At 70.6% G+C, this 25,660-nt stretch carries 22 protein-coding genes; 5 read left to right on the top strand and 17 right to left on the bottom strand.

The features are described 5' to 3' along the window. Positions 1–193: 193 nt before the first annotated feature. From QFZ58_RS09890 to QFZ58_RS09925, 8 genes are all read right to left on the bottom strand, one after another. Positions 194–991, bottom strand: coding sequence for an enoyl-CoA hydratase/isomerase family protein (locus QFZ58_RS09890; protein WP_307124555.1), 798 nt, complete (start codon positions 989–991; stop codon positions 194–196). Then, the gene (locus tag QFZ58_RS09895) at positions 988–2,235 is read right to left on the bottom strand and encodes a cytochrome P450 (protein WP_307124556.1); all 1,248 of its coding nucleotides are present in this window, start codon (positions 2,233–2,235) and stop codon (positions 988–990) included. The genes QFZ58_RS09890 and QFZ58_RS09895 overlap by 4 nt, the downstream gene beginning before the upstream one ends. Before the next feature lie 108 nt (positions 2,236–2,343). Beyond that, the gene (locus QFZ58_RS09900) at positions 2,344–3,726 is read right to left on the bottom strand and encodes a cytochrome P450 (protein ID WP_307124557.1); all 1,383 of its coding nucleotides are present in this window, start codon (positions 3,724–3,726) and stop codon (positions 2,344–2,346) included. A 10-nt stretch (positions 3,727–3,736) separates the two neighbouring features. Then, entirely contained in the window at positions 3,737–4,297 is a 561-nt protein-coding gene (locus QFZ58_RS09905) for an ATP/GTP-binding protein (RefSeq protein ID WP_307124558.1), read from the bottom strand. Between the two features lie 3 nt (positions 4,298–4,300). Then, complete coding sequence (locus QFZ58_RS09910) at positions 4,301–4,684, bottom strand: DUF742 domain-containing protein (RefSeq protein ID WP_307124559.1); 384 nt, start codon at positions 4,682–4,684, stop codon at positions 4,301–4,303. Further along, positions 4,677–5,522, bottom strand: a complete 846-nt coding sequence (locus tag QFZ58_RS09915; RefSeq protein WP_307124560.1) for a roadblock/LC7 domain-containing protein — start codon at positions 5,520–5,522, stop codon at positions 4,677–4,679. The genes QFZ58_RS09910 and QFZ58_RS09915 overlap by 8 nt, the downstream gene beginning before the upstream one ends. Continuing rightward, a complete protein-coding gene (locus QFZ58_RS09920; RefSeq protein WP_307124561.1) occupies positions 5,519–6,703 on the bottom strand; it encodes an ATP-binding protein in 1,185 nt (394 codons plus the stop codon). Before QFZ58_RS09920 ends, QFZ58_RS09915 begins: the two co-directional genes overlap by 4 nt. 643 nt (positions 6,704–7,346) lie before the next feature. Beyond that, positions 7,347–9,506, bottom strand: coding sequence for a RecQ family ATP-dependent DNA helicase (locus tag QFZ58_RS09925; RefSeq protein ID WP_307124562.1), 2,160 nt, complete (start codon positions 9,504–9,506; stop codon positions 7,347–7,349). A gap of 399 nt (positions 9,507–9,905) precedes the next feature. Here QFZ58_RS09925 and QFZ58_RS09930 point away from each other — a divergent pair, with 399 nt between their 5' ends. Beyond that, a complete protein-coding gene (locus tag QFZ58_RS09930) occupies positions 9,906–10,547 on the top strand; it encodes a hypothetical protein (protein WP_307124563.1) in 642 nt (213 codons plus the stop codon). Positions 10,548–10,643: 96 nt separating this feature from the next. Here QFZ58_RS09930 and QFZ58_RS09935 read toward each other — a convergent pair whose 3' ends face one another. From QFZ58_RS09935 to QFZ58_RS09945, 3 genes are all read right to left on the bottom strand, one after another. Continuing rightward, complete coding sequence (locus QFZ58_RS09935; RefSeq protein WP_307128816.1) at positions 10,644–11,285, bottom strand: hypothetical protein; 642 nt, start codon at positions 11,283–11,285, stop codon at positions 10,644–10,646. 57 nt (positions 11,286–11,342) lie between these two features. Continuing rightward, entirely contained in the window at positions 11,343–12,053 is a 711-nt protein-coding gene (locus tag QFZ58_RS09940) for a ribonuclease HII (protein ID WP_307124564.1), read from the bottom strand. A 114-nt stretch (positions 12,054–12,167) separates the two neighbouring features. Continuing rightward, the gene (locus QFZ58_RS09945; RefSeq protein ID WP_307124565.1) at positions 12,168–12,785 is read right to left on the bottom strand and encodes a TetR/AcrR family transcriptional regulator; all 618 of its coding nucleotides are present in this window, start codon (positions 12,783–12,785) and stop codon (positions 12,168–12,170) included. Between the two features lie 195 nt (positions 12,786–12,980). Here QFZ58_RS09945 and QFZ58_RS09950 point away from each other — a divergent pair, with 195 nt between their 5' ends. Next, positions 12,981–14,534 carry an MFS transporter gene (locus QFZ58_RS09950; protein ID WP_307124566.1) on the top strand — a complete coding sequence of 518 codons (1,554 nt, stop codon included), beginning with the start codon at positions 12,981–12,983 and terminating at the stop codon, positions 14,532–14,534. A 125-nt stretch (positions 14,535–14,659) separates the two neighbouring features. Here QFZ58_RS09950 and QFZ58_RS09955 read toward each other — a convergent pair whose 3' ends face one another. The 4 genes from QFZ58_RS09955 to QFZ58_RS09970 form a co-directional block, all read right to left on the bottom strand. Continuing rightward, complete coding sequence (locus tag QFZ58_RS09955; protein ID WP_307124567.1) at positions 14,660–16,438, bottom strand: DUF4153 domain-containing protein; 1,779 nt, start codon at positions 16,436–16,438, stop codon at positions 14,660–14,662. A 229-nt stretch (positions 16,439–16,667) separates the two neighbouring features. Next, on the bottom strand, positions 16,668–17,576 hold the full coding sequence (locus QFZ58_RS09960) for an ADP-ribosylglycohydrolase family protein (protein ID WP_307124568.1): 909 nt from the start codon (positions 17,574–17,576) through the stop codon (positions 16,668–16,670). 12 nt (positions 17,577–17,588) lie between these two features. Next, positions 17,589–18,248: a histidine phosphatase family protein gene (locus QFZ58_RS09965; protein WP_307124569.1), complete on the bottom strand. Its 660-nt coding sequence runs from the start codon at positions 18,246–18,248 to the stop codon at positions 17,589–17,591. 137 nt (positions 18,249–18,385) lie between these two features. Next, a complete protein-coding gene (locus tag QFZ58_RS09970) occupies positions 18,386–18,991 on the bottom strand; it encodes a YdbC family protein (RefSeq protein ID WP_307124570.1) in 606 nt (201 codons plus the stop codon). Between the two features lie 203 nt (positions 18,992–19,194). Here QFZ58_RS09970 and QFZ58_RS09975 point away from each other — a divergent pair, with 203 nt between their 5' ends. Next, a complete protein-coding gene (locus QFZ58_RS09975; protein WP_307124571.1) occupies positions 19,195–19,725 on the top strand; it encodes a TerD family protein in 531 nt (176 codons plus the stop codon). Positions 19,726–19,817: 92 nt separating this feature from the next. Continuing rightward, complete coding sequence (locus QFZ58_RS09980) at positions 19,818–20,420, top strand: dihydrofolate reductase family protein (protein ID WP_307124572.1); 603 nt, start codon at positions 19,818–19,820, stop codon at positions 20,418–20,420. Positions 20,421–20,503: 83 nt separating this feature from the next. Here QFZ58_RS09980 and QFZ58_RS09985 read toward each other — a convergent pair whose 3' ends face one another. Both QFZ58_RS09985 and nrdR read right to left on the bottom strand, forming a co-directional pair. After that, a complete protein-coding gene (locus QFZ58_RS09985) occupies positions 20,504–23,416 on the bottom strand; it encodes a vitamin B12-dependent ribonucleotide reductase (protein ID WP_307124573.1) in 2,913 nt (970 codons plus the stop codon). A 159-nt stretch (positions 23,417–23,575) separates the two neighbouring features. Further along, the gene (nrdR, locus tag QFZ58_RS09990; RefSeq protein WP_307124574.1) at positions 23,576–24,091 is read right to left on the bottom strand and encodes a transcriptional regulator NrdR; all 516 of its coding nucleotides are present in this window, start codon (positions 24,089–24,091) and stop codon (positions 23,576–23,578) included. A 683-nt stretch (positions 24,092–24,774) separates the two neighbouring features. Here nrdR and lexA point away from each other — a divergent pair. Beyond that, complete coding sequence (gene lexA, locus QFZ58_RS09995; RefSeq protein WP_307124575.1) at positions 24,775–25,572, top strand: transcriptional repressor LexA; 798 nt, start codon at positions 24,775–24,777, stop codon at positions 25,570–25,572. The last annotated feature ends 88 nt before the right edge of the window (positions 25,573–25,660 follow it).

Below are 25,660 nucleotides of genomic sequence, written 5' to 3' on the forward strand. Positions count from 1 at the left end.
GAGTTCGAAGCTTCACCACCTGCCCGCACGGCCCCGCCCCTCCTGTGCGGCCTGCACGAGCGTGCCCCGTACAGGCCCCCTCGGCCGCACAGGAAGGGCAAGCGGATCGGCACCGCACGGGGCGCGCCACCCGCCGGGCCCCGCCGCCCGCGGAAGGCGCCCGCGGAAGGCTTCCGTCACGTGTGCGCGCGTCTCACCGGGAGGCGCCCGGGCCCTGGCCTCCATAGCTCTGGAGGTGTGCCGTCAGGAGGTGGGAGTCGAGCTGGGAGACGTCGGCCGTGCGGTCGGCTCGCGCGTAGCCGGCGAGCATGCGCTTCGTCAGGACGAGAGCCTCGGGTGAACGCCGGACGAGCGGTCTCGTCCAGGCCTCGACGACCTTGTCCAACTGCTCGAGCGGCGCGGTCCGGTGGAGGAGACCGAGCCGGTGGGCGGTGGCGGAGTCGAACACGTCGCAGGTCAGCATCAGTTCCCGGATCCTCGCGGCGCCGACCTCGGAGACCAGGCGACCCATCGCTCCTCCCCAGGCGGGAGGCAGGCCGATTCCGACCTCCGGCATGCGGAAGCGGCTGGTGTCCGCGCCCGCGCGCAGGTCGCAGAACGAGGCGAGGGCGAGCCCGGCACCGATCACCCGGCCGTGGAGCCGGGCGATGGTGACCGCGTGGGTGTTCTCCAGTGCCTGGCACAGGCGGTGGGCCTTGTCCGCGATCCGCCGCAGGGCGGCCCCGGCCGGATCCGCGACGAGCGCCGCCTGGTATTCGTTGCGGTCGGCCCCCAGGCAGAAGTCCGCGCCCATGGAGGACAGGACCAGGATCCGGATGTCCGGCCGGTCATGGAGGTCGTCGAGCAGGCCGACGAGCGCGTCGATGACGGCGACGCCCAGTGTGTCGTCCTGCTCCGAGGGATTGAGCCGGACATGGAGCACGGGGCCGTCCAGCTCGACGTGTATCGCCGTGCGGGAGGGTCGGACGGGGGCGTGGGCTGTATCGGTCATGCGAGGGCTACATCCAGGTTCAGCAGGCGCCGGAACGCCACCCTGGGTGCCATCGACGGGCGACGCACGAGGGTGAGGCGGGGAAGACGCCGAACGAGTTGACGGAGAAGGATCTGGGCCTCCAGCCGGGCCAGTGGGGCGCCGAGGCAGTAGTGGATACCTCCGCTGAAGGCTAGGTGGCCGGGTTTGCGCAGGGGGTCGAAGCGTTCGGGGTCGCTGTGTCTGGCGGGGTCCCGGTGCGCCGCACCCACCATGAGGTGGACCATCTCGTCCTGACGGATCCGCACGCCGCCGAGGGCACAGTCCTGGGCGGCGACCCTGCTGATCACGTGGGTGGGCGGGTCGTAGCGCAGCGTCTCCTCGACGAATCCGGGCACCAGATCGGGCCGGTCGGCGACCTGGTTCCAGCGATCCGGGCTCTCGACGAGCAGGAGCGTCATGGTCGTCAGGAGCGTCGAGGTGGTCTCCAGAGCCGCCAGCAGAAAGAACAGGACCAGGTGGTAGACCTCCTCGTCGGCCTTGTCACGGTCGGGTTCCATGGAGTCCCAGGTCCGTATCCACGCGGAGACGGGGTCATCACCGGGGTGGAGGCGCCGATGGCCCACCAGGTCCGTGAAGTAGGCACGGAGCTCGGCCGTGGCCGCGTCGGACGCGGCCAGCTGGCTCGCCGAGGGCAGCAGCTCCTGCGTGAAGACCTGGTCATGGGTCAGCCGGCGCAGGCGGGGCCAGTCGGCGGCCGGCAGGCCGAGCCATTCACCGATGGTGGCGACCGGCAGTCTCTCTCCCACCAGCGCGGCAAAATCCGCTTCTCCGTCGCGGAGTTGCTCCGACAGGGAGTCGAGGAGCTGATCAGTCGTACGGGTCACCGTCCGGCTGATCAGCTCCACGGCCGCCCGGTCGAACGTGCCGGCCGCCCGGCGCACCCGCGTGTGGTCCGGGGGGTTGAGCGCGGCCAGCGTGTTGCTCATCTCCCGCGACGAGGGCGCGTTCCAGCGCGTGCCCGAACCCTGCCGCTCACGCCATCGTCTGTCGGGTTCCAGCCAGTCCCGGCTGCGTAGGACCTGATCGCAGGCGGCGAACCCCGTGACGAGGAACCCCCCCCAGGGGGCGGGAGTTATCTCGCCCCTCGACCGCAGCTCCGCGTATATCGGTGCGGGATCGGCCTGCCCCTTCGCCGTCCGCAGACGCGAGAAGAGCGAGGCGGACGCCCGGCGATCGTACGACGGAGTTGTGACAACCCCCATGATGGCGGCTCCTTTCTGAGCATGAGCCGCCATACATACCCGCATGATCGTTGAAGCATCCAATAACACAGTGAGCTCGGAAGGTTACTTAAATCACTCCCGTTACATCTACTCCCCGCGCGTCCACGCCAGGAAGCGACTGAAGAGGCCTCCCTTGTGCTGCGGCGACGCAGCGGTCGCCGGACGGGTTCCCCGGGCCGCCGCGTGCTGCGCGGATGGGGCCGGCTGCTGCGGCGCATGGGCCGCCTGCGCACGGGCGGGCGGGGCGGCGACGGGCACGCTCTGCGGCGTGAAGCGGATCGGGAGGGTCACCAGTGACCGGCTCCACGGACTCGGTGCCCAGGTGAGCGTCTTGAAGGGGACGCGCATCTCGACGTCGGGCAGCCGGTTGAGGAGGGTCTCGACGGCGGTCACCGCGATCATGAACGCCGGGTCCTTGGCGGGACAGGCGTGCGGGCCTGCGCCGAAGGCCAGGTGCGCCTTGGCACTCAACTGCTCGCGGTGCTCGGTCAGTTTCGGGTCGGTGTTGGCCGCGGCGAAGGAGATCAGGACCGGGTCGTTGGCCCGGAGGGTCCTGCCGCCCAGTTCGATGTCGTGGGTCGGGTAGTGGGCCGCGTAGTTGGCGATCGGCGCGTAGTTCCACAGTGTCTGGGCGACCGCGTCCTCGACCGGCAGACCGCTCAGCCATTCCTCACCGAGGTACAGCGCGCTGCTGGTGCCGATGGTGGCGCTCAACGGCGCGGTCCCGCCGGAGAGGAGGGTCACGAGCTGGTGCAGCACCTCCTCGTCGCTCAACCGGGCGGGATGCAGCATCAGACGCGTCGTCAGGTCCGAGTCCGGACGGCGGCGCTTGAGGGCGATCAGCTCCGTGAGTGCCCCGCCGAGCACCTCGTCGGCCCCGGGGGTGCCTTCGAAGATGCCGCTGATCCCGGCGATCACACGGTCGCCGATCTCGGGCGGGCAGCCGAACAGGTCGCTGAACACCAGCAGCGGCAGGGGCTGGGCGTACTCCGCCATCAGTTCCGCCTGGCCACGGGGCTCGGAGCTGAAGCGGCTGATCAGGTAGTCGGCGGACTGCTGGGTCTGCCTGACGAGCTGGAGTTCGTCGATCGTGGCGAGACTGTCGGTGACCGCCTGGCGCAGACGGGCGTGTGCCGCTCCGTCGCTGAACAGCGCGTTGGGGCGGTAGCTCAGCATCGGCAGGGCGGGGCTGTCGGCGGGGACGCGCCCTTCGTTCAGCGCGTTCCAGCGGCGGGAGTCGCGGACGAAGGACGCGGGGTTCTGCAGGACGTACAGGGCGGCGTCGTAGCTGGTGACGAGCTCGGCCTGGACGTCCGGAGCGATGTCCACGGGTGCGCTCAGGCCGTACGAACGCAGATGCGCGTAGTGGCCGTCGGGGTCGGCCCCGAACGAGGGACCGTACAACGGGACGTTCCCGTGCGCGGGGCAACCGGACGGCGGTATCTCCTGGGGGTCAAGCGGCTGTTGCATTCCGGCGCTCCTAGCCGAGTAGGGACATGAGGTGTTTCACGAGGGTGATGAGCGCGTGCGCCGAGGACCGCTCGTCGCGTACGTCGCACTTGACGACGGGGGTGTCCGCGGCGAGGTTCAGCGCATCGCGCACCTCGTCGAGCGGGTAGTCCGTGTTGCCCTCGAAGTGATTGACGCCGATGGCATACGTCAGGCCGAAGCGCTCGACGAGGTCCAGGACGGGGAAGGACTCGTGCAGCCGCTCGGGGTCGACGAGGACCAGCGCGCCCAGTGCGCCCCGGGACAGCTCCTCCCACATCTCCTTGAAGCGCTCCTGCCCGGGCGTCCCGAAGAGGTAGAGGACCAGCGCGTCGCTGAGGGTGAGCCGGCCGAAGTCCATGGCCACGGTGGTGGTCGTCTTGTCAGGTGTGCCCGACAAGTCGTCGAAGCCCACGCTGGCCTCGGTGATCTCCTCCTCGGTCCGCAGTGGCTCGATCTCGGAGAGACTGCCGATGCAGGTGGTCTTCCCGACCCCGAAGTGCCCCACTATGAGGATCTTCACCGCGTGGGAGACGTCTGGATCCAGGTACACGCGTTACGCTCCGAATCGATTCTTCAGGCCCTCGAGCACGGCGCTGACCAGTTCTCTGTCGACACGTTCGGCGCGCGGTATCGGCCTCCTCACGAGGATGAGGTCGCTCTCCTCCAACTGCGCCAGCAGGATGCGCACGATGCCCAGCGGCAGGTGCGTGTGCCCGGCCACCTCGGCCACGGACAGGAAACCGTCGGTGACCAGGTCCATGACCTGGCTCGCTTCGGGGGACAGGGTGGGCGCCGCGGCCGACGCCTCCTCCGCCGCGGTCACGAGGGTGGTGTGCTCGTACTCGTGCTCAGGGGGCAGGGCACGTCCGTTCGTGATCACGAACAGGGGGACTAACGGTGTCGTCAACTCCAGCTCCTGCTCGGCCTCGTCAGACATGGCCGGTCCCCTCTCCCCGTGTCGTCGACGCGGTCAGTCTCGGCACCACGGCGTGCAGGCGCGTGGTGAACTCCTCGATGTCGCAGTCGTGCTCGGCGGCGGCGGCCAGGAAGGCACCGGTGCCGGCGGCCATCAGGAAGATCCAGCCGTGCTGGAACTCGATGACCGTCTGCCGCCATTCGGCACCCTCCAGCACCCCCGCGAACTGCGAGGTGACCCGGCTGTAGGCGTGGATGCCCGTCATGGCCGCGGAGATGGTGTCCGCGAGGTCCCGGCTCATCCCCGTGGTCGCCCCGCGGGGAAGTCCGTCCGCTCCCAGCAGCACGGCGTGCCGTGCACCCCGGACCTCGGCGATCACCTGGTCGAGTTCGGGCAGCGCGAAGCCCGAGTCGCCCGCGCTCCCGCTCCGGGCCCCGGTGGTGCTCCGGGTACCGGCGGCCTCCTCCGTGCTGACCCTCGGCGGCGAGGTGAGGTTGTTCCCCAGCCGGGCGACGAGGCGGTGCATGCGGAAGGAGATCTGCTGCATGTCCACGTCGGGTGCGGCGGCAGCGGCCAGATAGGCGCCCTGCCCCGCTCCGATCAGGAAGCTCCACCCATGGGAGAACTCGATGATCGTCTGATTCCACTGCCGGTCCTCCTCCGGCCCGGCGAAGTGGGCCGTGGCCCGGCTGAGCGACTGCATCCCGGCCATGGCGGCGGAGATGGTGCGCACATCCTTCTCGGCCAGACCCTCCGTAGCTCCGCGAGGAAGGCCGTCCGCGGACAACAGGACAGCGTGCCGTGCGCGGGGCACGTTGTGCACGATGTCCTCGAGCATCCACGACAGGTCTGCGGTCATGCGTCTTCGGACCCTTCGAGCGACGTGGCATCAAGGTTGCGGCCGGACAGCGTGCCGCGCTGGAAAGCCCCCAGGCTGCGCCCGGAGGCGCGGCCGGTCTCCTCCGGAGTCCGCGACGCCGGCCGGACGGTCTCGGGGTCGGGCACGCTCGCGATGGGTGCCTGGCGCGCTCCGCGCTTCGGCAGACCGTGCACCGTACGCGTCGTGCCGGTCACCGGCCTTCCCTCGGTGCGCAGGATGTTGCTGACGGGGGCCTCCTGGGCCGGCGGCGTCTCCTCCATGGTCCACAGCTCCTCGGGCAGCAGGACGACGGCCCGGACGCCGCCGTACCGGGAGACTCCGGTGACATCCACCCTGAAGCCGTACTGACGCGCAATCAGGCCGATGACGGGGAAGCCGAACTTCGGCTGGTTCCCGAGCTGCGACAGACGGGGGACGACGTCTCCGGACAGCAGCGCGGTCGCCCGCTGACGGTCCTCGTCGTTCATGCTGACACCGGCGTCGTCGATGACGATGCACAGGTTGTTCTGGACGCGCTGGAACGTTACTTCAATCGGAGCGTCGTGCTGGGAGAAGCTGGCAGCGTTGTCAAGCAGCTCGGCGACGGCGAGGGCGACCGGTGCGACCGCGGACGCCTTCAGCGCGAGACCGGCCTGCTGCATGATGGCGACCCGGTGGAAGTTGCGGATCTGACCCTGGGCGCTGCGCACCACGTCGTAGACGCTGGCCGGCTTGTTGCGGCGGCCGAGCGGCGCACCGCACATGACCGCGATGCCCTGCGCCTTGCGCGCCATCTGCGCGTTGGCGTGGTTCACTTCCAGCAGGTCACTGAGAACCGCGTGGCCGCCGTACTTCCGCTGTATGCCGTCCAGGAGCATCGTCTGCTCCGCGGCGAGACTCTGGAGGAAGCTGGCCGCGCCCTTGAGAACGGCCTTGGTGTTCTCCTCCGCCGCCTCCTTGGCCTCCCGAAGGGTGCTGTCCTGCTCCCCCTTGAGCTGCTGCAGCTCGGCTCGGGTCACATGGAGTTGGCTGTCCGCTGCGTGCAGTTGGCGCCTCAGCTCGGCCTCGGACTGCCGCTTCTTCGCCCCCAACGCTCTGTTACGGGCGGCGAGTGCCACAACCGCGACGACGGCTGTCGCCGCCACCGCAACCAGGCACCACACAAGTGCGTCTCGAATCATGGAAACCTTTCCCGGCGCATGGCATGCGTACGGCGACGGATACATCTCGCGAGGAGCCGCGCAACAGCCGCTCGGCACTGCTCGACCGCTGTGGCGTGGAGAGCAGGCCGCCGATCGCAGATCAGCATCTGAGTCAAGTGGATCAAGATCACAGATGCGGGGATGCTATCACCGGAACCGAACCCCGAAAGACGCCCACCATGACCGACTGTGTAGCCAACACGCCTTCTTTGCGCGGTTGTTGACAAGAGTTCATCCCCCCTGCCAGGGCCGATTCCCGTGCTTTGCGCTGACACACCGTCATCACTACACGAGTCTTCACAAGAGGAGTGACAATCTCTCACATCCTCCGAAAGGCTCGGCAACCGGTGCCCCGGGCAACGCCGCCGACGACGTGATGTCGTCCGCGCGGGCACTGCCGAGGCGGACACCACGGGTACTGCGGGCGCTGCCGCGTGCTGTCGGTAGCCGTCGCGTACCGCCACGTGCTGTCACGTACTGTCACGTGCTGTCGCGTGTTGTCGCGTGTTGTCGCGAACACCGCCGCGTGCCGTCGCGAAAGCCGCCGCGCGTCGGCAGCTTCACGCTGTGCGACGGCGGCGGCCAGGACGAAGAGGAGTGGGCCGGCCGGGAACGCGGTGGCTCAGCCTGCCGCGGCGAGCACCAACGGCAGGACCTGTTCGCCGCCCGCCTGCCGGAGCAGGCGGGCGGCGATGGCGAGCGTCCAGCCGGAGTCGGTGAAGTCGTCCACGAGCAGGACGGGGCCGGGTGAGCCGGCCAGGGCGCCGGCCAGCTCCCCGGAGACGGCGAAGGCACCGGAGAGCGCCTTGACGCGCTGGGCGGAGTTGCTGCGGCGTGCCGCGTGGGCGCCGCCCGGCCCGGTGTGCGTCAGGGTGCCGAGGAAGGGGAGGTGGCCGATGGACGCGATGCCCTGAGCGAGGGATCCGACCAACTGGGGGCGGGACATGGACGGTACGGCGACGACTCCCACCGGCCGGGCGGAGGCGTCCTGGACGCCCGGCGCCCAGCCGCCCGTGGAGCGCGCCCAGTCGGCGAGGACCGACACCGCTGCTTGCAGGACGTCGTCCGGGACCGGGCCGTCCGGCGCGTTCTCGGCCAGCAGCGGGCGCAGCCGGTTGCCCCAGCCGATGTCCGAGAGCCGCCCCAGGGCGCGCCCCGGGGAGCACTGCTCCTTGGCCGGGATGCGCCCCTTGAGGTTGATCCCGAGTGCGGGCATTCCCGTCGGCCACATCCGGCGCGGATCGATCTCCACCCCGGGACGGTCCAGTTCCTTCGTCGCCCCCGTCACCACCTCCGCCGAAACGGAGACCTCGGCCCACGGACCCGCGCAGTTGTCGCACCGGCCGCACGGAGCGGCCTCCTCGTCGTCCAGCTGCCGCCGCAGGAACTCCATCCGGCACCCGGCCGTGCTCGCGTAGTCGCGCATGGCCTGCTGCTCGGCCGCCCGCTGCTTGGCCACCCACGCGTAACGCTCGGCGTCGTAGACCCACTCGGCTCCCGTGGCCGTCCAGCCGCCCTTCACCCGCTTGACCGCGCCGTCGACGTCCAGCACCTTCAGCATCGACTCCAGCCTGCTGCGCCGAAGGTCCACCGCCGCCTCCAGGGCCGGCACGGACAGCGGCCGTCCGGCGTCGGCGAGGGCCGAGAGGGTCTGACGGACCTGGGTCTCGGGCGGGAAGGCCGTATCGGCGAAATAGCGCCAGATGGCCTCGTCCTCCTTGCCCGGCAGCAGGAGCACGTCGGCGTGCTCGACCCCGCGGCCGGCACGGCCGACCTGCTGGTAGTAGGCGATCGGGGAGGAGGGCGAGCCGAGGTGGACCACGAAGCCCAGGTCCGGCTTGTCGAAGCCCATGCCCAGCGCCGACGTCGCGACCAACGCCTTGACCCGGTTCTCCTGCAGGTCGACCTCGGCCTGCAGCCGGTCCGCGTTCTCCGTCTTGCCGGTGTAGGAGGCGACGTCGAAGCCGCGCCCGCGCAGGAACGCGGTGGCCTCCTCGGCCGCGGCCACCGTCAGCGTGTAGATGATGCCGGAACCCTGTAGCTCGCCCAGGTGCTCGGCGAGCCAGCCCAGCCGGTGCGCGGCGTCCGGGAGCTGCACCACTCCCAGGCGCAGGCTCTCCCGCTCCAGGGGGCCGCGCAGCACCAGGGCCTGCCCTGCGCCGGTACCCAGTTGCTCCGCCACGTCCGCGGTGACCCGGGCGTTCGCGGTCGCGGTCGTCGCCAGCACCGGCACACCGGCGGGAAGCTCGGCCAGCATCGCCCGCAACCGCCGGTAGTCCGGCCGGAAGTCGTGCCCCCAGTCGGAGATGCAGTGCGCCTCGTCGACCACCAGCAGACCGGTCGTGGCCGCGAGCCTGGGCAGCACCTGATCGCGGAAGTCCACGGAGTTCAGGCGCTCGGGGCTGACGAGGAGGACGTCGGTCCCGCCGCGCTCGACCTCCTCGTAGATGGCGTCCCACTCCTCCGGGTTGGCCGAGTTGATGGTGCGCGCCTGGATGCCCGCCCGCGCCGCGGACTCGACCTGGTTGCGCATGAGAGCCAGCAACGGCGAGATGATCACCGTGGGGCCGGAGCCACGCCGGCGCAGCAGAGCGGTGGCCACGAAGTACACCGCCGACTTGCCCCAGCCGGTGCGCTGCACCACCAGAGCCCGTCGCCTCTCTTCCACCAGGGCCGCCACCGCCTGCCACTGGTCCTCCCGCAGCCGCGCCGACCCCTCCGGGGCGCCGACCAGCTCGGCGAGGATGGCATCTGCTTCGGTCCGGAGTTCCAGGTTGTCCATGCCCCCATGCAACCCGATGGCACCGACAATCGGCGACTTCACCCCGCGTGACCGGGGGCTCACATCGCACCACCGGCCGTACGCCGGGCGAAGACGGCCGGGGCGGGGCGCCCGGCTCCGGCCGGCGGCGTCCGCGCGGCCGGCCTCGCCACGTGACGGGTGGCTTCGCCCCGGCACTCCTCGGGGACGCTTCGTAACGACGCGCAACGGGCAGGGATATCCGTGTCATTCCACCTGATACCCGTCAGTCGCGCCAATTGCTCGTTGCCGCTTGCCGGTGCGGCAGGAAGAATTGGAACAGCTCCCCGCACGGTCTTTTCGCGGGCCCGGAAGGGCTGTGCCGCGGCGCGCCCTCACCCGACCCTGCCCGCACCGTGGGCGCGTAGCGAAGGGAGTACCGTGACCTTCGAACTCGCTCCGTCCGCAGCCACTTCACTGTCGGCGTCCTCGTCATCCGCGGGCTCCGTCAATCAGCTCGCCCGGACGCTCGAGCCGGCCGAGTGGGCGGCGGCCGGCATACCCCTGCTGCGCAGCCCCCGTGAGATCGTCAGCGGCCTGCACGCACGGCACCGGCCGGCCCCGGCCACCGCGGTCGTCGCGGTCCTCGATCACGAGGAACGGCTCACCGCCAGTGCCTCGTTCGCCCGACGGGCGCACGCGGCCGCTGACGGCTGGGAGTTCCGCAACGCCCTGCTGGCCCATCTGCGCCGGGTGATCCCGCACGATCTGCGCCGGCGGACGCCCGTACGCACGGCGATCCTGCTCTACTGCCGGGAAGGTGACGAGCGGTGGACGGAGGAGGACGGGGCGTGGATGTGGGGGCTGCGTGACGCCTGCACGCTGCACGGCCTGCGCTGCGGGGCCTACATCACTCTGACGAGTGGGGGCTGGCAGGTCCTCGGCGAGGGCCGGGGCGGCCGCAGACCTAGTTCGCTGTCCCGGCCGACGGCTCTCACCGACATCTCCGTCGACCGGGATCCGGTACCGCTGCGCACCGGGGGCGGTGCGGCGGACGCGCTGCGGCGGACCGCCGCCCGCTGACGGCCTGGCGCACGACGGCGGGTCGATCAGGCCGCCGGGCGAAGAAGCGGGCCCCGGACGTCCTCGCGGACACCCGGGGCCGCCCCCTACGGACGGTCAGACACCCGCGCCGAGCGCGGAGTTGACCTTCTGCGGGTCGCCGCACACGATCAGCAGCGCGTCGGCGTGCTTCCGGGCCACGGTGAGCGCACGCACGGTGCTCTCGTCGGTGCCTCCGTCCACCGCGACGACCACCACGGCACGGGACGCGCAACGGTCGGCGTTCGCCGCGTGGGCGAAGAAGACGTCGTCACCCGACTCGTGCTGGGCCCAGTACGCCGCCTCCCCGAAGGAGAGTTCGTGTGCGGCCCAGGGGTGCTGCCCGCCCGTGGTGAGCACGAGGATCTCACCGGGCGCACGACCGGAGTCGAGCAGCAGGTCGACGGCCTCGTCGGCGGCATCGATCGCGCCTTCCGCCGGGGCAGGGATCAGCTGGAGCTGCGCCGCCGGCCGTTCCTGCGGCAGCGTGCGCCCGGAGGGGCGGGGTGCGGCGGGGGCGGGAGGGGCGGGGTGCGGGCGCTGCGCCGGGGGCGCGGGCCGCGCGGGGCCGGGGCCCGGATGTCCGGGACGCGGCGTGGCCGCGGAACGCGGACCTGGAACGGGGCGGGGGGTCGGCGCGGTGCGGCCGGCGGCCGGAGTGACGCGGGGACCCTGGGCGCTCTCGGGAATCTGAGGCTCCTCGGGATGGAAGGCATGAATGGTTGTCTGTCGTGCGCCGACGCGGCACGCATCGGCTGGTTGGGCACACCTGTGCGATCAGAAGTCGAAGCCGAGCTGGCCCCCGCTTTCCAGTGCGGCCGCCTCGGCGGAGAAACGGACCTTCTTCAGGTGCTTCCACCGGGGCAGCGCGTCCAGGTAGGACCAGCTGAGGCGGTGGTGGGGGGTGGGACCCCGCTCCTCCAGCGCGGCCCGGTGCACCGGTGAGGGGTAACCCGCGTTCGCGCCGAAGGCGAAATCCGCGTACTGCCCCGAGTCTGCGCCCAGCGCGGCCATCATCGTGTCCCGGTGGACCTTGGCGATCACCGAGGCCGCGGCGACCGCGATGCAGGACTGGTCGCCCTTGATCACCGTACGGACGTTCCAGGGCTCGCCGAGGTAGTCGTGCTTGCCGTCGAGTATCACGGCGTCCGGCCGCACGGGCAGGGCGTCGAGAGCCCTGACCGCCGCGAGGCGGAGTGCGGCTGTCATACCGAGGTCGTCGATCTCCAGGGGTGACGCGTGCCCCAGGCCGTAAGCCGTCACCCAGCTCTCGAGCAGGGGCGCGAGCTCCGCACGGCGCTTGGGGCTGATCAGCTTGGAGTCGGTGAGGCCCGCGGGGGGTCTGCGAAGGCCGGTGACAGCCGCGCAGACGGTGACGGGGCCGGCCCACGCTCCGCGTCCGACCTCGTCGACACCTGCGACGGTCCTGGCACCGGAGGTAGCGCGCAGTGAGCGCTCGACGGTGTGCGTGGGTGGTTCGTACGGCATGGCGCCTGCCAGCGTACGCCGATGGCCCCGGCAAGAACACCCCGGGGCACGGTCCGGGGCACGGCCGCCCCCGGAACCGAGGGGCCGGGTGACCGGCGGGGCCCCGCAAGGAGGTCAGACACGGAAGAGCGGCATCCCGACCTCATCGATCATCTGAGCGATCTCTCCGTCCGTCCATTCGCTGCCGCACACCTTGGTCCGGTACATCATGATCGCGGGAATCACGTCGACCACCATCGCGCTCAGGGCGTCCGGCCGGACTTCTCCCCGCTCGACACCACGGCGGAGCACCTCTCGGACGACCTGTGTCGCGGGCTCGACCATGCCGCTCAGGATCACCGCGTGGAAACGTTCGGCCGTGGTGGCGTCGCATTCGTGAAGGACCGACCGCAGGGCGATGCCGGGCGCGGACCACAGGGCGTCCCGCACTCTGCGGCACATCTCGTAGAGGTCGTCACGGACGCCCCCACTGTCGGGGACCTCGTCCAGAGCGGGCAGGCCGGCCCGAAGGGCATCGGCGACCAGGTCCTCCTTCGACGGCCAGCGCCGGTACACGGCCGCCTTCCCCGTCCGGGCGCCGGCGGCGACACCTTCCATCGTCAGCCCGTTCCACCCCACCGTGCCCAGCTGCTCGAGCGCGGCGTCGAGGATGGCCCGTTCCAGCACGGGCCCCCGGCGGCGCAAGGACATCGACCGGGGCCGGGCGGAGGCCGTCGGTTGTGAAGCAGTCATCAGCAGTTCTCCATCGGCGCATGGAGCCGCACACCGCCGCGGGCCTGAGCGGACCCGTTACCGGCGACGAGCGGACTCCGGAGACATCCCGCCGACAGCAGCTGCAGTGAACGCTTGCGTTCACTAACGGGGACTCACTACCGTTGGCGGGACAGTGAACGGCATCGTTCACTCACTCACTTGGGGGGATCCATAGTGACAACATCTCAGTTAGAAACACAGAGCACACCCGGCGGGGCCCGCCGGGCGGGGCGCCCGGGGATCGCCCTCGCGGTCATCGCCGCCTGCCAGTTGATGGTGGTACTCGACGCCACGATCGTCAACATCGCACTCCCGCACATCCAGGACGCGCTCAGCTTCTCCACGACAGATCTCTCCTGGGTCCTGAGCTCCTACACCCTCACCTTCGGCGGACTGCTGCTGCTGGGCGGCAGGGCGGGTGACATCCTGGGCCGCCGCCGGGTCTTCATGACCGGCATCCTGCTCTTCACCCTCGCCTCGCTGCTGGGTGGACTGGCGCAGGAGCCCTGGCAGTTGCTCGCGGCCCGTGCGCTGCAGGGCGTCGGCGGTGCCATCGCGTCACCGACCTCCCTCGCACTGATCACCACCACGTTCCCGGAAGGACCCGAACGCAACCGGGCGTTCGGGGTGTTCGCCGCCGTGTCGGCGGGAGGCGGCGCGATCGGGCTGCTGACCGGCGGCATGCTCACGGAGTGGCTCGACTGGCGCTGGGTCCTCTTCGTCAACGTGCCCATCGGCGTGCTGATCGCGGTCCTGGCACCGATGTACATCAACGAGTCGGAGAAGCACCCGGGCCGCTTCGACATCTCGGGTGCCCTGACCTCGACACTCGGTATGGCGTCACTGGTCTACGGATTCATCCGCGCCTCGGAGGAGGGCTGGCGGGACACCCTCACGCTGTCGTCCTTCGCCGCCGCCGTGCTTCTGCTCGCCACGTTCGTCCTGATCGAGTCGCGCGCCAAGGAACCGATCACCCCCTTGCGGATGTTCGCCGACCGGAACCGCTCGGGCACCTACGTGATCATGCTCAGCCTGGCCGCGGCCATGTTCGGGATGTTCTTCTTCATCGTGCTGTTCGTGCAGAACGTCCTGGACTACAGCCCGATCGAGTCGGGGCTGGCCTTCCTGCCCGTGACGGTCGCGATCATCACGGGCGCGGGGCTCTCCCAGCGGCTGCTTCCGGTGCTCGGCCCCAAACCCTTCATGGTCACCGGGTCGGCGATCACCGGAATCGGGCTCTTCTGGCTGACCCTCATCTCGTCGGACAGTTCCTACGTCGGCGGCGTCCTCGGGCCCATGACGCTGTTCGGCTTCGGCATGGGGCTGAACTTCGTCACCCTGACCCTGACCGCGGTGTCCGGCGTCGCCCAGCACGAGGCGGGTGCCGCCTCCAGCCTCCTCAACGCGAGCCAGCAGGTCGGCGGCTCGCTGGGCCTGTCGATCCTGGTCACCGTGTTCGGCACGGCCGGCCGGGACGAGGCGGAGAAGCAGATACCGTCGTTCATGGCTCGGGCGACGCCGGAGCAGAAGGCCGAATTCGCCAGGACGCAGGAGCTGCCGGCGCCCTGGGGACACGAGGTTCTCACCCACAGCATCGCCACCGCCTTCACCGCGGCCGTCGCCATGGTGGCGCTCGCCCTGCTGACCGCGGTGCTGGTGATCCGGGTGCGCAGGAGCGATCTGGAGGCGCTGAGCGGGAAGTCCGCCGCCGCCGGGCCCGGCGCCTGACGGCTACCCCGGCAGGCCTCGGCCGCTCCCGCACAGCCGTGCGGGCCGCCTCCCGAGGGAGACGGCCCGCACGACTCGCAGCACGGTCCGGCCCGCTGTCCCGCACCGGTCCGGGGTGCGCCGGATCAGTACGGGTCGTAGGTGTCCGTCTCCTCCGAGACGTCCCGCTCGCCCTCCCGGACGTCGAGCTCGAAGCAGATGTTCCCGTGGTCCTGCACGGCGCGCTCCTCCAGGATCTCCCGGGCCCTGGCCTCGCCGAGACTCGTGGCGTACCACGGGGAGCCGGAGGTCGCGAGGGTGCGCCCGATGTCCTCCAGCGCACAGGAGCGCAGCGGCTCCGGCAGCTCGTCGAGTGCGGGTACGGCGTCGGCCGAGAGCCCCTGGAGATAGCTGATGTCGATCGTCCTGTCACTGCGGTACCGCTCGACGTTCTGTTCGGCGATCAGCCCGTCGGGCGAGATCAGCCCGAAGGCGAGCACCCCGGCGGCGGCGCTCACGGCGACGGCGCGCGGCAGCAGCCGGGCACCGAACACACCCGCCGCGAGGATGAGGACGAGTACCACTCCGAGCCAGAGTTCCACCGCGGCCACGGAGATCCGGAGCCGGGTCAGGCCGAAGGCGTCGACGTACAGATCCATGCGGCGCAGCGCGGAGGCCACGACGACGAGTGTCAGGACGCACAGGACGCCGAGCACCCCGCGGACCAGGGTGCGGTCGCGGGCCCCGTCGCGCGGGGCCCAGCGCAGCGCGAGGGCGATGACGAGCAGGGTCAGCAGCGTGGCCCAGAGGAGTTGCCAGAAACCCTGCCGCGCGTAAGCGGCCGGAGTCAGCCCGGTCTCTTCCAGCACCTTGTCGTACCCGCCGAGCAGGACGGCGAGCTGGAGCGCGACGAAGGCGGCGAAGAGCAGGTTGAGCACGACCAGGGGGAGCGCCCACTCCACCCGGTTCCGCGGCCGGCCGGGCCGGACGGTGATGCCGTCCCAGCGCACCGGTGCTGCCGCGGAGTAGGCGGCGGCGAGCGCGCCGACGAGCCCGAGCGCGAAGAGGAGGACGCGCCACGGACTGTCTCCGACCGAGACGTCGGGGGCGAGAACCCCGAGCAGATCGGCGAACGCGGCGTCGGCGCCGGCGAAGAGGGCGCCGAAGACCACGAGCAGGACGAGTGCCACCGCTGCGCTGCGCACGGCGGTGCGCACCCGGCCACGGGAATCGTCCGCCCGCTCGCGTACGCCTCGCCAGCCCCAGCGCAGTCCGGCCGCGACCGACGGGAACAGCCCGAGCGAGCCGAGCAGCACCCCCGGCCAGCTACGGCTGCCGTGCAGCGCGAGCGAACCGAGGGCGAGGGCGGACACGACTGCGAGGAACACGGGCCAGCCCGCGTCCCGGATCGCCGGAACCACCAGCAGGACGAGGCCGCCGACCGCCCAGACGGCGGTCCATGGACGGAGCCTGCGGCCCGCGTCCCGGGCGGCGAAGAACGCCGCCAGGGCTGCGGGCAGGGCCACCAGCAGCACATTGGGCCCGAGGCCCTCGCCGAGCAGCAGGGCGCTCAGCAGACCCGTGGCGAGGACCGACCACAGGGTTGCGGGCCTGATCGCGTGCGGGGGCGAGGGCCGCAGCGTGGCCAGTACGCCGGGCGGTTGCTGCTGGTCACGGCGCTTCCAGGGATCGGCCGGGGGCCTGGGCCCCTGGAGGTAGGCGGGCCTCGCGGGTACCTCCGGTTCGTCCGGGTCCGACCCCTGGGACGGAACCTGTGCCGAGGTCTTCGCGCGTCCGCGAGGCGCCGGACGCTCCCTGCCGGTGCCCTCGGCGGACGCGCCGCCACCGGGCGTGGGCACCCCGGCCACCTCGGGCGCGGGCGGCGTCCCGGCCGTGCCGGGCTCCTCGGACGATTGTTCGGACATGGGACCCCTCCCCCGCCGGTGTCCGCTCGCACGGCCCCATCGCGGCGCGACGGCCCCGGCGCTCATAGGCACGCCCCACAAGATCAACGAGGGCGGCGTGGCCGAAAGAGTAGCGCCGCCTCAGCCGTTCGGGGCGCCTGGAACCCGGCTGTGGCAGGACCGTGACAGGCCGCGGAGGAAACACGACACCCGTGGCACCGCGTCAGCGGCGCCACGGGGTGTCCGGTGATCAGCCGCGCACTCCGGGCAGCCAGTGCGGGGGCTCCTCCGTCAGGGCCAGCCAGTCGGCCGGAGGAGCCCCGGCCCGGGCGGCCGCGACGACTCCGCCGACGATGGCGCAGGTGGTGTCCACGTCACCGCCCGCCTGGGCCGTCAGCCAGAAGGCCTGTTCGAAATTGCCGAGGTTGCGCGCCGCGGACCAGAGGGCGAACGGCACCGTGTCGTGCGCGCTGGTGCGGCGGCCGTTGCCGAGCACCGCCGCGACCGTTCCCGCGTCCTGGTAGTCGAGCATGTCCCGGGCCCGGCGCAGGCCGGCCCCGACCGCGCTCCGCGGCACGAGCGCGACCACGCCGTCGAGGAGCGCCTCGGGGGCCGGCGGGCCTCCGGGCGCGGCGACGAGGGCGGCGGCCGCCGCCACGGCCATGGAGCCCACGACGGCTTCACGGTGCTGATGAGTGGTGTACGACGAGATCTCGGCCTGGTGGGTTGCCTGCTCCGGGTCGTCCGCGTACCAGGCTCCCAGCGGAGCGATCCGCATCGCCGAGCCGTTCCCCCAGGAGCCCTGGCCCTGGAAGAGCCCGGACGCCAGCTCACGCCAGTCGCCACCCTCCCTGACGAGCCTGAGCAGCCGGTTCACCGCCGGGCCGTAACCCCGGTCGAAGTCGTGGTGGCGGGCGAAGGAGTGGGCCAGGGCGTCCTGATCGATGCGCCCGTGTTCGGCCAGCACGGCGAGCACGGAGGAGGCCATCTCGGTGTCGTCGGTCCACTGCCAGGGACCGGGCGGCAGGGCGCGGTCCTTGAGGAGGGGATAGTTGGCCGGGACGAAGAACTGGGAGCCGAGGGCATCACCCACGGAGAGTCCACGCAGGCTGGCCAGGGCGCGTTCGAAGCGCCGGTCGGAAGCGGAGTCAGCGGTCATCGCCCTGCCACTCTATCCGGTACGGCCGTACGGCTCGGGGGTGCGCCACCGTTCGAAGGGCCGGTCGAGCGTATACCGGCCGTCCTCGCCGAGCAGCAGCAGTCTCTTCTCGCCGTTTCCGGGATTGGACAAGGATTCGAATTCTGCGACGGACCAGTGGAACCAGCGCATGCAGAAGAGCCTCATGGTCAGGCCGTGGGTGACCAGCAGGACGTTACGCGGATGGTCGGGGGCCTCGAAACTGCGGTGGAGGCTCTCCAGGAATGCTCCGACCCGGTCGTACACGTCGGCCCCGGACTCACCCTGCGCGAAGCGGTAGAAGAAGTGCCCGTAGGCGTCGCGGTACGCCTTCTGCAGCCTGACGTCGTCCCTGTCCTGCCAGTTCCCCCAGTCCTGCTCGCGCAGCCGGGGCTCCTCCCTGACACGCACATGCCCGGGATCGAGGCCGAACGCCTCGAACGTCTCGTGGGTGCGCCGGTAGGGCGACACGTAGACACTCACCCGCTCTGTGCCGAACAGCTCACGCAGCTCGCTGCCGGTCTCCCGGGCCTGGCGCAGCCCCTTCGCCGTGAGCCTCAGGGCGTGGTCGGGCTCCCTCTCGTAGACGGTGTCGTCGCTGTTGCCCTCCGACTCGCCGTGCCGGACGAGAACTATGCGCTGTGGTCGTGCCATGCACCGACCCTAAGGGCCCCGGGGCGCGACCGAGCAGTCGGGCGGAGCCCCACCGGCGTAGGTGACCGGGGGAACCGCGGCGCCCACGGCGGTCCCGGGCCCGCCGAGGAGGGCGCGAGTCAGGCCGTCCAGGACGATCAGACCGTCCAGGACGACTCGAGCCGCACGACGTCGCCCGTCAGTGCCTCGATGTCCTGGTCGGTGTCCGCCCGCGCCGAGAGCCGGGCGATGCTCTCGGGCCGGTACTTGCCGCGCTCGGCGCTCGACTGCCACATCGACAGGACGAGGAACTCGTTGCCCGGCGCCTCCCCGAAGAGACCGCGCAGCATACCGGGAGAACCGGCCATCGCGGGGTTCCACACCTTCTGCTGCATGAGCGTGAAGTGCTCGACCCGGTCCTCGTACACGCGGCTGTGCGCCAGCCTGACCACGTCGGCGTCGGTGAACAGTGGCTCGAAGCCGGTCTTCACGTCGAACCGGTACTCGAAGAGCTTGACCTGCATGTCCTTGTACGTGCCGGACTGGGCGGCGGCCTGCCGGTCGTGCTCGCGCGCCATGAACGAGTCGTAGAAGACCCTGTTCTCCCAGAACGCGAAGACATGGGCGACGTCGGGACGCCGTCGGCTCCACCCGCCGCTCTGCCCCATGAAGCCCGGCTCCCCGAGCAGCCCCGCCCACTTCCGCTGTCCCCGCTCGAACCCATGACGGTCCACCACGGTGCAGCGAATCCACTTGACCAGCACCGCGCCATCGTACGGCTCCGGAGGTGGCGCGGGTCACGCGTCGGACGGGCCCGCGGCCGGACGGCACCCCGCACCGGACGACCTCGGCCACGCGATGGCCCGAAGACACCGTCCGATCCCAAGGCGGTTGGATCCACGGACAGTTGCGGACATGATCTGGGGTGGCAGAGGTACGTCGGCCCAGGAGCGAGGAGGGACGTCCGATGAGCACTCCCAACAAGGACATCGAGAAGGTCGAAGTGAGGGTCAAGTGGGACCCCAGCGCGAGCGGGGAGCCGGCCAACGACCTCGACATCATCGCGGCCGTGTACGGGACGGAGGCCCCTCACGGCAGCCCCGCCTACCTCGTGCACTTCGACAGCAGGTCACCGGACGGCACGATCACCCTGAACCGGGACAGCCGGACCGGGCAGGGGCTCGGTTTCGACGAGGTGATGACGATCGAGCTGGACCGGCTGTCCGAGGCCTACGCCAGGGTGGTCGTCGGCGTGGCGATCCAGCAGCGCGACGGCCGCAAGACCTTCGCCCGGATAGACCACACGGCCGTGCAGATCCGCGAGGGCTACACGAGCCTGGCGGAGGACGACTTCTCGGGAGTCCCGGACGCCACGGCGGCGGTCGTCGCCGACTTCACCCGGGACGCCTCGGGGTCCTGGGGTTTCCGCGGAACCGTTCGGGGATTCGACGGGGATCCCGACGCGTTCGCGGAGGCCATGGGAGGCCGCACCGGCTGACGGCCGGAGGTCGCCCTGCCCCGGCACCGAGAGGGACCCCGCGCCGTCCGGCCCCGGGCGGGGCTCATGACCCGATCTCCGGTGAGGACCGCATGCGAAAGATCGTCCTGATGATGTCGGTGTCCGTCGACGGCTTCTTCGAAGGGCCGGACCACGGGCTCGAGTGGCACCTGGTCGACGACGAGGTGCACAGGTACTTCAACGAGGAACTGCGCTCGATGGGCGCCTTCCTGGAGGGGCGGGTCACGCACGAACTGATGGCCGGCTTCTGGCCGACCGCGGACGCCGACCCGTCGTGCACCGCCCCCATGGCCGAGTTCGCCGGGATCTGGCGGGACATGCCCAAGTACGTGTTCTCCAGGACCCTGGACCGGGCGGACTGGAACGCCACGGTGGTACGCGACGTCGTCGTCGAGGACGTCCTCGCCCTCAAGGCACGGCCCGGGGGCGACATGGCTCTCGGCGGCGCCGATCTCGCCGCCTCCTTCATGCGCCACGACCTGATCGACGAGTACCGCCTCTACGTGCATCCGGTCGTGCTCGGGGAGGGCAGACCGCTGTTCCCGCCGGCCGAGGACACGCCGGGCGTCATGCCCGTGCACCTGCGCCTCACGGGGACGCGCACCTTCGGCAACGGCGTCGTCATGCTCCGTTACACCCGCCCTGACCCGTCGCCCGGCGCACCGGGGGCATGAGGCACCGCGGACGGAACGCGGAAGGAGGGGCGCAGCCGCACGGCCGCGCCCCTCCTCTCACGTCATCTCACCTCGGGCAGGTGTCAGCTGCAGCCGCTGGTGGAGCCGCAGCCCTCGCAGATGTAGCAGGAGCCGGCCCGCTGCATCTTCGTACCGCAGGAGAAGCAGAGCGGAGCGTCCGCGCTGATGCCGAGCTGCATCTCGACCAGTTCCGCCGAGGTGTGCGCCGTCCTGGGCGCCGGCTTCTCGCCGGCGCCCTCCTCGGGCGAGGCGACCGCCTTCAGCGGCTGGGCCTGCACGGGGGCGGACTGCGCCAGGCTCTCGGCGTCGTGCTCCTCGTCGCCGAAGGAGGGCTCGTACGAACCGGTGTCGAGGTGGCGCTGACGCTCCTCGGCCGAGTGGATGCCGAGTGCCGAACGCGTCTCGAACGGGAGGAAGTCGAGCGCCAGGCGGCGGAAGATGTAGTCGACGATCGACTGCGCCATCCGCACGTCCGGGTCGTCCGTCATGCCGGCCGGCTCGAAGCGCATGTTGGTGAACTTGGAGACGTAGGTCTCCAGGGGCACGCCGTACTGCAGACCGACCGAGACCGCGATCGAGAAGGCGTCCATCATGCCGGCGAGGGTGGAACCCTGCTTGGACATCTTCAGGAAGACCTCACCGAGACCGTCGTCCGGGTAGGAGTTGGCGGTCATGTACCCCTCGGCGCCGCCCACCGTGAAGGAGGTGGTGATGCCGGGACGGCCCTTGGGCAGGCGCTTGCGGACCGGGCGGTACTCGACGACCTTCTCGACCGCCGCGCGGATGGTGTCCTCGGTCTTGGCCGTGACCGCATCCGTCGCGGACTTGTCCTTGGTCTTCGCGGAGAGGGGCTGGCCGACCTTGCAGTTGTCGCGGTAGATCGCGAGCGCCTTGACGCCCATCTTCCACGCCTCGAAGTAGACCTCCTCGACGTCCTCGACGGTGGCCGTCTCCGGCAGGTTCACCGTCTTGGACAGCGCGCCGGAGATCCACGGCTGGATCGCCGCCATCATCCGGACGTGGCCCATGGCCGAGATGGAACGCTCGCCCATCGCGCAGTCGAAGACCTCGTAGTGCTCGGTCTTGAGGCCGGGGGCGTCGATCACGTTGCCGTGGTCGGCGATGTGGGCGACGATCGCCTCGATCTGCTCCGGCTGGTAGCCGAGGCGGCGCAGGGCCTGCGGCACCGTGCCGTTGACGATCTGCATCGAGCCGCCGCCGACGAGCTTCTTGAACTTGACCAGGGCGAGGTCGGGCTCCAGGCCGGTGGTGTCGCAGGACATCGCGAGACCGATGGTGCCGGTGGGAGCGATGACCGAGGCCTGCGCGTTGCGGAAGCCGTTCTTCGCGCCCAGGCGGATGACGTCCTGCCAGGCCTCCGTGGCGGCGGCCCAGACCGGAGCGTCCAGGTCGTCGACGTGGACGGCCACGGCGTTGGCGTCCGAGTGCTGCTTCATGACGCGCTGGTGCGGCTCGGCGTTGCGGGCGTAGCCGTCGTACGGGCCGACGACCGCGGCGAGCTCGGCGGAGCGCCGGTAGGAGGTACCGGTCATCAGCGAGGTGATGGCGCCGGCGAGCGCACGGCCGCCGTCGCTGTCGTACGCGTGTCCGGTGGCCATCAGCAGGGCGCCCAGGTTGGCGTAGCCGATGCCCAGCTGGCGGTAGGCGCGGGTGTTGTCACCGATCTTCTGGGTCGGGAAGTCCGCGAAGCAGATCGAGATGTCCATCGCGGTGATGACCAGCTCGACGACCTTGGCGAAACGCTCGGCCTCGAAGGACTGGTGGCCCTCGCCGTCGTCCTTGAGGAACTTCATCAGGTTCAGCGAGGCCAGGTTGCACGAGGTGTTGTCCAGGTGCATGTACTCGCTGCAGGGGTTCGAGCCGTTGATGCGGCCGGACTCCGGGCAGGTGTGCCAGTGGTTGATGGTGTCGTCGTACTGGATGCCGGGGTCGGCGCAGGCCCAGGCGGCCTCGGCCATCTTGCGGAAGAGGGACTTGGCCTCGACCTCTTCGATGACGTCACCGGTCATCCGGGCGCGCAGCCCGAACTTGCCGCCGTTCTCGACGGCCTTCATGAACTCGTCGTTCACGCGGACCGAGTTGTTGGCGTTCTGGTACTGGACGGACGTGATGTCGTCGCCGCCCAGGTCCATGTCGAAGCCCGCGTCGCGCAGGGCGCGGATCTTCTCCTCCTCCTTCACCTTGGTCTCGATGAAGTTCTCGATGTCGGGGTGGTCGACGTCGAGGATGACCATCTTGGCCGCGCGGCGGGTGGCGCCACCGGACTTGATCGTCCCGGCGGAGGCGTCGGCGCCCCGCATGAAGGAGACAGGGCCGGAGGCGTTGCCGCCGGAGGAGAGCAGCTCCTTGGAGGAGCGGATGCGGGAGAGGTTCAGGCCGGCGCCGGAGCCCCCCTTGAAGATCATCCCCTCTTCCTTGTACCAGTCGAGGATCGACTCCATGGAGTCGTCGACGGCCAGGATGAAGCAGGCCGAGACCTGCTGCGGCTGGGGGGTGCCGACGTTGAACCAGACCGGCGAGTTGAAGCTGAAGATCTGGTGCAGGAGGGCGTACGCCAGCTCGTGCTCGAAGATCTCGGCGTCCGCGGGGGAGGCGAAGTAGTCGTAGTCCTCGCCGGCCTTCCGGTACGTCTTCACGATCCGGTCGATGAGCTGTCGCAGACCGGTCTCGCGCTGCGGCGTACCGACAGCCCCCCGGAAGTACTTGCTGGTGACGATGTTGACCGCGTTCACCGACCAGAAGTCGGGGAACTCGACGCCACGCTGCTCGAAGTTGATCGAGCCGTCGCGCCAGTTGGTCATGACGACGTCACGGCGCTCCCACGCCACCTCGTCGTACGGGTGCACGCCGGGAGTGGTGTGGATGCGCTCGATGCGCAGGCCCTGCTTGGTCGCAGTCGACTTGGCTCCCTTGGTGCGGGAACCTCGTGCCGGGCCGCTCGCCGTCTCTGTCATGCCGCCTCCCATATGTGGGCAAAAACGCCCTGAAGTGCCCAGTTCTTCCCAAGGGCACAGTCTGTGTCTGATACTCCGGACGCCTCGCACAGCGCCCTGGAGCAGGTCTTGTGCCGCCTGTCCGGCGGCTCTACCGCCTCTGCCGCACGGCTGCGGTGATCAGTCGGCCGCGACAGCGGCGGGGGCGGGAACCGCGAGGCCCTCACCGCTCCCGCTCCTGTCGGTGGGAGGCCGCTGTTCGCGGAGTTCCGCGATGGCGGCCTCGAAGTCGTCGAGCGAGTTGAACGCCCGGTACACGGACGCGAAGCGCAGGTACGCGACGAGGTCCAGCTCCTGCAGGGGGCCGAGTATGGCCAGACCGACGTCGTGCGTGGTCAGCTCCGCGCTGCCCGTGGCCCGGACCGCCTCCTCCACCCGCTGCCCCAGCTTCGCGAGGGCGTCCTCGGTGACGGGGCGCCCCTGGCACGCCTTGCGGACGCCGGAGATGACCTTGGTGCGGCTGAAGGGTTCGGTCACGCCGCTGCGCTTGACCACCATCAGCGAGCAGGTCTCCACCGTCGTGAAACGACGGGAGCAGTCGGGGCACTGACGCCGCCGCCGGATCGACGTCCCGTCGTCCGTGGTGCGGCTGTCGACGACCCGGCTGTCGGGGTGCCTGCAGAAGGGGCAGTGCACGTCTCTCAACCCTCCTTCACAAGCACGACTGAATGACCTCAGCAGCTCCGTCACGGACCTGCGAGGCAGTCACAAGCATAGGCGATGGACTCGACCCTGCTGGACCAGGGACCACTAGTTCTGGGCGACTGCGGCCATCCAACCACTAGATCTAGGGGTTTACTCCACTTCCGCCCCGGCGCGTGTCGCGCACGGCCGACGGCCGGGAGGCAGCGTACGGCCCGGCACGAGGGTACGGGAAACGCGCGGGCGCCAGGATCGCGGGCCGGGCTCCGGGGCCCCGGAGCGCACGCCGCGGGACCGCCGGATGACGGCCGGAACCCTGCCGGGGACCCGCGCGGGCGCCCGCCCCGGCCGGCCGCCGGACAGCCCGCCGACACACTCCTGGGAGCCGTCGGCCGCCTGCCACACGGCCACGGAATCCGACCCCCGGGCGCCGTACGCGGACGCGCGTTCGCTAGCGTGACGTCCGTGGGCCGAGGTGCGCCCGTCACCGGCCGCATCGGACCCACCGGCCGCACAGGACCCACCGGCCGCCCGAGGTCTGCCGGCACCTGCTCATACACCTCACAGCAAGCCCGGAACAGCCCTTTATTTGTTTTTCACTCGAACGTGTGTTTGGCGCAACCTTTCGAAAGCTACTACCGTTGCCTAGCTAGGGAGACCATTCGAGAGGGGCCGACGTGACCGCCACCGCAGACAGTGCCACCATCACTGCGCAGGACCACCGCTCCCAGAGCCGACTTGAGCCGGTGCATGCCATGAATGACTCAGTCACGAACGCGGAAGGGCCGGAGCCCGTGCGCCCCGGACGCTCCTTGCCCGGACGCCCCCCAGGAATCCGGGCGGACAGCTCGGGCCTCACGGACAGGCAGCGGCGCGTGATCGAGGTCATCCGGGACTCCGTGCAGCGGCGGGGTTACCCCCCGTCGATGCGGGAGATCGGTCAGGCGGTGGGGCTGTCCAGCACCTCGTCCGTCGCGCACCAGCTGATGGCCCTGGAGCGCAAGGGTTTCCTGCGCCGCGACCCGCACCGCCCCCGTGCGTACGAGGTGCGGGGGTCGGACCAGCCCAGCACGCAGCCGACGGACACCACGGGGAAGCCCGCCGCCTCCTACGTACCGCTGGTCGGCCGGATCGCGGCCGGCGGACCGATCCTCGCCGAAGAGTCCGTCGAGGACGTCTTCCCTCTCCCCCGCCAGCTGGTGGGGGACGGCGAGCTCTTCGTCCTGAAGGTCGTCGGCGACTCGATGATCGAGGCCGCGATCATGGACGGCGACTGGGTGACGGTGCGCCGCCAGCCAGTCGCGGAGAACGGCGACATCGTGGCCGCCATGCTGGACGGCGAAGCGACGGTCAAGCGCTTCAAGCGGGAGGACGGCCACGTGTGGCTCCTCCCGCACAACTCGGCCTACCAGCCGATCCCGGGCGACGAGGCGACCATCCTCGGCAAGGTCGTGGCGGTGCTGCGGCGGGTGTGACGCCCCCGCCGGTTCGGCCGGGCCCCGGGATCACTGCGCCGATCCCGGGGCCCTGTGACGTGTCCGGCCGCCGTGTCCGGCGCCGGCT

This window comes from Streptomyces sp. B1I3 (assembly GCF_030816615.1).
Lineage (GTDB): Bacteria > Actinomycetota > Actinomycetes > Streptomycetales > Streptomycetaceae > Streptomyces.

Bases quoted from the DNA above. Each gene is read 5' to 3' on its own strand.
- QFZ58_RS09920 (WP_307124561.1), bottom strand. From the start codon at position 6,703: ATGATTCGAGACGCACTTGTGTGGTGCCTGGTTGCGGTGGCGGCGACA.
- QFZ58_RS09915 (WP_307124560.1), bottom strand. From the start codon at position 5,522: ATGACCGCAGACCTGTCGTGGATGCTCGAGGACATCGTGCACAACGTG.
- QFZ58_RS09940 (WP_307124564.1), bottom strand. From the start codon at position 12,053: ATGCCGTACGAACCACCCACGCACACCGTCGAGCGCTCACTGCGCGCT.
- QFZ58_RS09945 (WP_307124565.1), bottom strand. From the start codon at position 12,785: ATGACTGCTTCACAACCGACGGCCTCCGCCCGGCCCCGGTCGATGTCC.
- QFZ58_RS09955 (WP_307124567.1), bottom strand. From the start codon at position 16,438: ATGTCCGAACAATCGTCCGAGGAGCCCGGCACGGCCGGGACGCCGCCC.
- QFZ58_RS09985 (WP_307124573.1), bottom strand. From the start codon at position 23,416: ATGACAGAGACGGCGAGCGGCCCGGCACGAGGTTCCCGCACCAAGGGA.
- QFZ58_RS09960 (WP_307124568.1), bottom strand. From the start codon at position 17,576: ATGACCGCTGACTCCGCTTCCGACCGGCGCTTCGAACGCGCCCTGGCC.
- QFZ58_RS09890 (WP_307124555.1), bottom strand. From the start codon at position 991: ATGACCGATACAGCCCACGCCCCCGTCCGACCCTCCCGCACGGCGATA.
- QFZ58_RS09980 (WP_307124572.1), top strand. From the start codon at position 19,818: ATGCGAAAGATCGTCCTGATGATGTCGGTGTCCGTCGACGGCTTCTTC.
- QFZ58_RS09925 (WP_307124562.1), bottom strand. From the start codon at position 9,506: ATGGACAACCTGGAACTCCGGACCGAAGCAGATGCCATCCTCGCCGAG.
- QFZ58_RS09900 (WP_307124557.1), bottom strand. From the start codon at position 3,726: ATGCAACAGCCGCTTGACCCCCAGGAGATACCGCCGTCCGGTTGCCCC.
- QFZ58_RS09975 (WP_307124571.1), top strand. From the start codon at position 19,195: ATGAGCACTCCCAACAAGGACATCGAGAAGGTCGAAGTGAGGGTCAAG.
- QFZ58_RS09895 (WP_307124556.1), bottom strand. From the start codon at position 2,235: ATGGGGGTTGTCACAACTCCGTCGTACGATCGCCGGGCGTCCGCCTCG.
- QFZ58_RS09965 (WP_307124569.1), bottom strand. From the start codon at position 18,248: ATGGCACGACCACAGCGCATAGTTCTCGTCCGGCACGGCGAGTCGGAG.
- QFZ58_RS09910 (WP_307124559.1), bottom strand. From the start codon at position 4,684: ATGTCTGACGAGGCCGAGCAGGAGCTGGAGTTGACGACACCGTTAGTC.